A 5,640-nucleotide genomic window follows, 5' to 3' on the forward strand; every position below is an offset into this window, starting at 1 on the left:
GCCGATACCACGCACCAGCTTTCGCCCAAGGTGCTAGACCGCGTGCAGGTGGTTCGCTTCCGGAACCCGATGCTGGCCGACTGGGACGCGATTGAAGCCGAAGTCCAGGAGGCCAACCAAAACCTGCCTTCACATTTGGGGGAGTTGCGCATGACCCCTGAAGATTTCGGCGTCCGCAGCGACTATCCCGCCTTCAACCGTCATGACGCGAACGTTGCCTTCCTTTCTCATCTATCGCGTGACTATCTTGACCCCCTCGGCGTCGAGTTCGGACTTCGCGCCATTCGCCAGTCGCAAGGGTACATGATCGCGGCGGAAGCGGTTGGGATAACTCCTGATGAGGCGCTGGACAATGTCATCAAGCACAAGATTCTGCCAAAGATTGCCTTTGACACCGCGCGTCCCGCAGGCAGCGGTCGCTCTCGCCGTGAACTCCTTGACGAGTTCCGCACCGAGCTGACACGGCGCTTCGAAAGTACGAGCCTCGATCTCGAAGCGAGCTGCGTCACCGACCTTGGACGCATGATCCGCTTGGCCGATGGTAACAACGGCATCGTCAACTACTGGCTGCGCTGACCCGTCCGATGGGGGTAGCGGCGCACTATCTCGAGATCGAATGGGATTCGCCCGGCGTGGCTCGGCGGATAGAGGTGTCGACCTACCCTATTGAAATCGACACGGCGGGAGATGGCGCGCTCCACGCCGAAGTCTCGATTTTCCGGAATTTCGCACCATGGGTTGGGCTGCAACTGTCAGGCGATCTCGCAGGCGTCGAGCCCACGACTGTTGATGCCCAAGCTGAACGCCACCCGTGGCTTCGGGTCCTCGATGATCACGGCGCTGCCTGGTGGATACCTGCCACCGGCTGGAGCAAGCCAAGCAACAGACACCTATCCGAAATGCACCGCTCGTTCGGGACCTTCTTGGTGGAGCTTGGTCGTTATCGAACCCTGATCATTGACGCTGTCGCAAACGAACTCGATCGCGCTCATGCGCAGGAGTATCTCGAAGATTTTCAGGACGAACTGGTCTGGCTTGCAATTGGAAAACCAACAGGGGCTTTGGGAGAAGTTGGGTCCGATTACAGCCGCTACATCTGTGAGGCGCTTGCGGAGTTCGCGGATGCCGCAGGCCGAGTCCTTGAGCATCCTGCGCAGGAAATACGTGAGGTCACCGCGCTCACCTCACCAGCGCGTCTGCGTCCAAACGCCGCAACATTTCGGGCTGCCATGCGCCGTCCTAGCGCAAGGCTTTATCCTGGTCGTGCGGCGGAAGAGAGCGCCGACGTAGCCGAGAATCGTTACCTACGAGGAATGGTTCAGCATTGCCGACGCTTGGCGCAGTCCGTTGCGCGCTCGTCGTCGCGTCACCAAGGGCACCTTGCCGCCCGGTCTGGCCGCGAGAAGGCACGCGCAGCAGATTTGTTCGCAACTGAGCGGATCGAAGTCGATCAGGAGATCTTCGACAACCAGCTTGCCGATATCCAACGACGCATGGAGGCGATTACCAACTGGGCAACTGGCTCAGCCCAACCGGGATCCTCCGAGCGCGAATATCGTTTTTCGGTAGGCAAGAAATATGAGGGAAAAGGCGGAGGATTTTTCTATCGAAATCTGGATAGCATCGGCCAGTATGGCGGAGATGAGCAATTCCAGATCAGTGTCGCCCAGTTCCCCGATGGCCTTGATGAACTTGTGAGGGAGGCGCAGAGTGTCGACAAGGGCCTCGCTTTGGTATTGGTGGGTAAGGCAAGTGTCAGCTCTTTTACGACGGCGAGTGGCAAGTCAGGACGCAGAGCGACGTTTACGAAGGTCTCGGCGGTCCAGCCTCAATCGCCAGTGTTTGATCGACGCATAGCCTCCCGCTTGCGCTATTTACGCGAAGGTTGGCACAGGCCGATCACCAACAAGGAACGCCAAGAATATCGCGCGGAGGCAAACGCCGCGCTGATCCGGGCAGGTCAGTTCGAAGTTCGTGCCGAACAGGACGCAACCGCATTTGCAGCACTCGGCGCCGTCGAGAATGCCTTTGCCCGACAGGACGCTTCGTGGGATCGTCTCGGGGTTTCGGCTAGTTCGACGTTCCCTATGGGAATGCGTTTCGTCCAGAACCCAATCTACGCGAGCGCTCTGGCGGCATTCCAGAGGGTAGTAGCCCTCGAGCAAACCACGGGCATCGGCGGTGATACACTCGAAAAACTCGGCCGCATCAACATCCTGCATGCCAGTGCGCTCTACGAGCGATGGTGTCTGATCAAGATCATCGCGGTGCTGATGCAAGATTTCGGATTTACGGCACAGTCAGATTGGGTCGAGCATGTGGTGGCATTCTCGGCCCAAGCGCGCGAGCCTCGAGATAGCAGCTTCACGATCAAATTCACGCGTGACCATCCCGGTATGACAGCCCAACTGGATGTTGAGCCCGTGTTGGCCAACGGACGCCGTCCCGACTTTCGGCTGCGCTTTAACGTCTCCGCCTCTGCAGCGGACATGGAGAGGGGCTACCGTCCATCAATATTTGGGAACCTTGCCAAGCAGCACTCCGGCCTCGTGATGGATGCGAAGTTCCGCACGCGCTGGAAGCATGGCGAGCTCGCCGATATGCTGAAGCTGTTGGTACACACCAAGGATTATGGTCAGGATGGCGACCGCGTCTTCATACTCCACCCAGCCAAGGGAGCAGTTGAGCACAGAACTTCGCCGTTAATCTGGGGAAGAGACTGTAACTACGGACAAGACCACCCAAGCGGTCACAGGAAAGGTAGCATCCAGCTTGGAGCAGATCCCGTCTCTGCTGGTGCATCGACTACGAATTTACGCCGCCTTGTTGCACTACAGCTTCAGTCAGAGTTTCCCGAACCTGAGTTCGTGCGGATCGATGCGAAGGGAATTGGGCAAAATGATCAGTGGGGCGAAAAAGCCGAGGTCTGCCGCTCCAATGCGAGCCTATGCATCGCGTGCGGCAAGGCACACGAGAATACCGATGTCACAAAAGGACGAACCGAACGCGGGAATGCCAAATGGTTTTACCGATGCTCAGACTGTGGCGCCGCATCAATGCGGACGCCCTGCTTTGGATGTGGCACCGAACTGCATAAGAACGGATTGCAGATGACGTACCACCTAACAATTGCTGACCATGTATCCAATGTCGTCTGTCCGGACTGCGGCGCCAACTTCTGATCGTTTCAGGGAAACGATCACCTCAAATTTCCGCACTCATCCTTACCTACGCTGCAAAATGCCCACCTCAGGTTCTCCGCCCAGAGCGGCCTACCAGAGGGCGTCCAAAACGTTCATTCACGCCTGAATTGCAACGTATTGGAATAATTAGATTTATATAACCGAACCTTTTCCGATGAGGTTCGGGTGAAAAGAGACTAAAGCCGATCAGAGACCGATTTGGGCCGCCATGCCAGTCTACGAAGTTTGAGCGCGAACCGCAAAACCGCGCGGAAGCTGGGGGTTTTCGAACACGTAATCGTTGTGTGCATCGTCGGTGCGACTTCCCGAGGGCGCCTCAACGCCAAGAAGATGACACAGCCCATTGATGAAGCTTTGCGTATTGGCGAGTTCACTACCGCCCGTATCGCGCCAGTCGGCGATGAACTTATCAATTTCAGCGGGTTCCCTCATGCGTTTCACGGTAGCGCGCCGAGTTGGTTTGGCAAGCGAGGCTGGGCATACTTTGCTGAGGGAGAGTGTGCGGTGCGGCTACTTTTCGGGAACGCGGCCCAGGAGTTCCGAGATCACCCGGTTGATCGGCTGCCGAAGCTGGTGAGGAGCAGCGATCCGATCTTCCTCAAGCCTGGTGGTAAGGTCGGCTGGAACCTCCGCATACTGCCCGGCGATCGCGACAAGTTCTTGCGCTGCGACAAGATCGCGCCAGACGTTACCTCGCCAGAGCCGCACTTCGGGCTCTCGCTGAATCACCGGCGTCCCGAACACCGTGATGAAGTAGGTGTCGAGCCCGGAATCCCAGCCCACCGCAACCTCGAACAGGTCAGCACGGCACGGCAGCGGCATTAGCGAATACCGGCTCATCACGTCACCAATCGCTCGCGAGCATGACGGTCACGATGCGGAAACTCTGCCCCGCGTCCCACGGTGTCTCCGAGCCCCAGGAGAACGTTCCATCGTTGGCGTAGACGTCGACCTTCCAGAAGATCTTGTGGCCCTCAAATTCGACCACGCCAAAATCGCGCTCGCCATGCGGGTCGTTACCGGGTTCGATCGGGGTCTCGTTGATGAGTTTGCGAATGACACGCTGGCCCAGCATCAGATTGTGCTGGCGGGTCCCGGGATCGTCCGCATCACCCGCGAGGATATCTGCAAGGGCACGGGTGAACACAGTGCGCGAGGTGGGCAATGAACCTGCGCGGGCAGCGTCGTTGAGCCGGGCGACCTCAGCCGTGTGATCGACAGCGGGCAAGGTGGATTGGGAAAGCTGGGACATGGCGTGCTCCTTTCGATGTGATCATCCACCGAGTGCCCCCTCCCCTCCGCTCGCCCGTTGACGGGGCTTGATCGTTCACGCTACGTTCTGTCTCGAAAGGAACCCCGCAATGCCCGCACCGAACCACCTCGACCATTTCGATCTCGACATCGTGCTTCGCGATGCCTCATGCGACATGAACTTGCAGCCGGTGCGACGGGCGATCGCGGCGCTATGCATCGGGGTCAGCGTGGACGATGGTTACCTGTCGGTGCGAGAATTGCGCGAAGCGGTGTCGCTCGTGCATGAAAATGCGCCCGGCGGGCGTGCAAAGCTCGCCGGGATCCTCAGCACCCAGTGCGACGATTTCCAGCGGGCGATCTACTACTGCCTCGCTGGGCGCGGCGTGGTCGAGATGGCCGAGGCGATGGATTGGTTACTAACGCTCCTCAAGGCGCGCGGGCGCACCGCAGCCTGGCTCAGCCGCTCACGCGTTCGACGCAAGGATCTGGTTTCGCCTTATGTCGCCGAAGCCCCGGACGGCCCGCTCGTGTCGGACAGCGCCGATTTCGAATTGGGGCAATCGTGGTACGTCGAGCGGGGCCCTGAGCCTTACTGACCTTCAAGGGTCATCGTCGTTGCACGTGAGGACCCGCGAGACGGTGCGGCCCGGTGCCGCCTTGCTCGCCAGGACCACGCGGAACGGCTGCAGGGGGTTGCCGGTCTTCACCACGGCGGTATCGCTCTGGACATGATCGGCGACCCTGGTTGCAATCCGGTTGGCGTTTTCGATGCTGCACAGCCGCGCCCGTTTGGACGAGCGCGCAGGAGGGGTTGGTTCGGTCATGGCGCTGCTCACTTGACGCCGGGTCACGGCGCCGACGGTGCCGCCGGGGGCGGAACGATCGTCCAGGCACGGCTCATCAGCTTGCTGATCTTCACGCCGACCCCGTCGCCAACGCGGCGCAGGATGGTCTTCCTGCCCGACTGGACCACCCGAAAACTCCTTTCACTGTGCCCATCGGTAAACGTCAGCGGCTCGGCGAGCACCAGCATGTCACCCGGCGCCGGCTTGCGGCGCGAAGTCAACGCGAGGCGCTGGCGGCAGTGCTCTCGCCACTGGGTGGCATATTCGTTGCCGGGTGGCCCCAGCAAGTCGAGGATCGAGGCCGGACAGTCATAGTTGTATGGCCCCATGGTTTCGCT

General features: G+C 59.7%; 8 protein-coding genes. 3 read left to right on the top strand and 5 right to left on the bottom strand.

The genetic code is table 11. The annotated features are described in order from the left end of the window. A partial coding sequence (locus tag SX1_RS21650) for a DUF8727 domain-containing protein (RefSeq protein ID WP_026150039.1) occupies positions 1-576 on the top strand: 576 nt, incomplete at its 5' end. Between the two features lie 74 nt (positions 577-650). Further along, positions 651-3,182, top strand: a complete 2,532-nt coding sequence (locus SX1_RS21655; protein WP_255209824.1) for a hypothetical protein — start codon at positions 651-653, stop codon at positions 3,180-3,182. 237 nt (positions 3,183-3,419) lie between these two features. Here the strand turns inward: SX1_RS21655 and SX1_RS21660 are convergent, their stop codons facing one another. The 3 genes from SX1_RS21660 to SX1_RS21670 all read right to left on the bottom strand — a co-directional run bounded on the left by SX1_RS21660 (position 3,420) and on the right by SX1_RS21670 (position 4,455). Further along, positions 3,420-3,644, bottom strand: coding sequence for a hypothetical protein (locus SX1_RS21660; RefSeq protein WP_167539659.1), 225 nt, complete (start codon positions 3,642-3,644; stop codon positions 3,420-3,422). A gap of 69 nt (positions 3,645-3,713) precedes the next feature. Continuing rightward, positions 3,714-4,043 carry a hypothetical protein gene (locus SX1_RS21665; protein WP_019054781.1) on the bottom strand — a complete coding sequence of 110 codons (330 nt, stop codon included), beginning with the start codon at positions 4,041-4,043 and terminating at the stop codon, positions 3,714-3,716. A 4-nt stretch (positions 4,044-4,047) separates the two neighbouring features. Next, positions 4,048-4,455 (bottom strand): DUF3768 domain-containing protein, encoded by a 408-nt coding sequence (locus SX1_RS21670; RefSeq protein ID WP_019054782.1) that lies wholly within the window; start codon positions 4,453-4,455, stop codon positions 4,048-4,050. 109 nt (positions 4,456-4,564) lie between these two features. On the opposite strand from SX1_RS21670, the gene SX1_RS21675 reads away from it, so the two are divergent. Continuing rightward, entirely contained in the window at positions 4,565-5,053 is a 489-nt protein-coding gene (locus SX1_RS21675) for a hypothetical protein (RefSeq protein ID WP_019054783.1), read from the top strand. Between the two features lie 3 nt (positions 5,054-5,056). Here the strand turns inward: SX1_RS21675 and SX1_RS21680 are convergent, their stop codons facing one another. Beyond that, positions 5,057-5,281, bottom strand: a complete 225-nt coding sequence (locus SX1_RS21680; protein WP_026150040.1) for a hypothetical protein — start codon at positions 5,279-5,281, stop codon at positions 5,057-5,059. A 23-nt stretch (positions 5,282-5,304) separates the two neighbouring features. After that, on the bottom strand, positions 5,305-5,640 hold a 336-nt coding region (locus tag SX1_RS21685; protein WP_019054785.1), incomplete at its 5' end, for a DUF6927 domain-containing protein.

The sequence above is a fragment of the Sphingobium xenophagum NBRC 107872 genome, assembly GCF_000367345.1.
Lineage (GTDB): Bacteria > Pseudomonadota > Alphaproteobacteria > Sphingomonadales > Sphingomonadaceae > Sphingobium > Sphingobium xenophagum.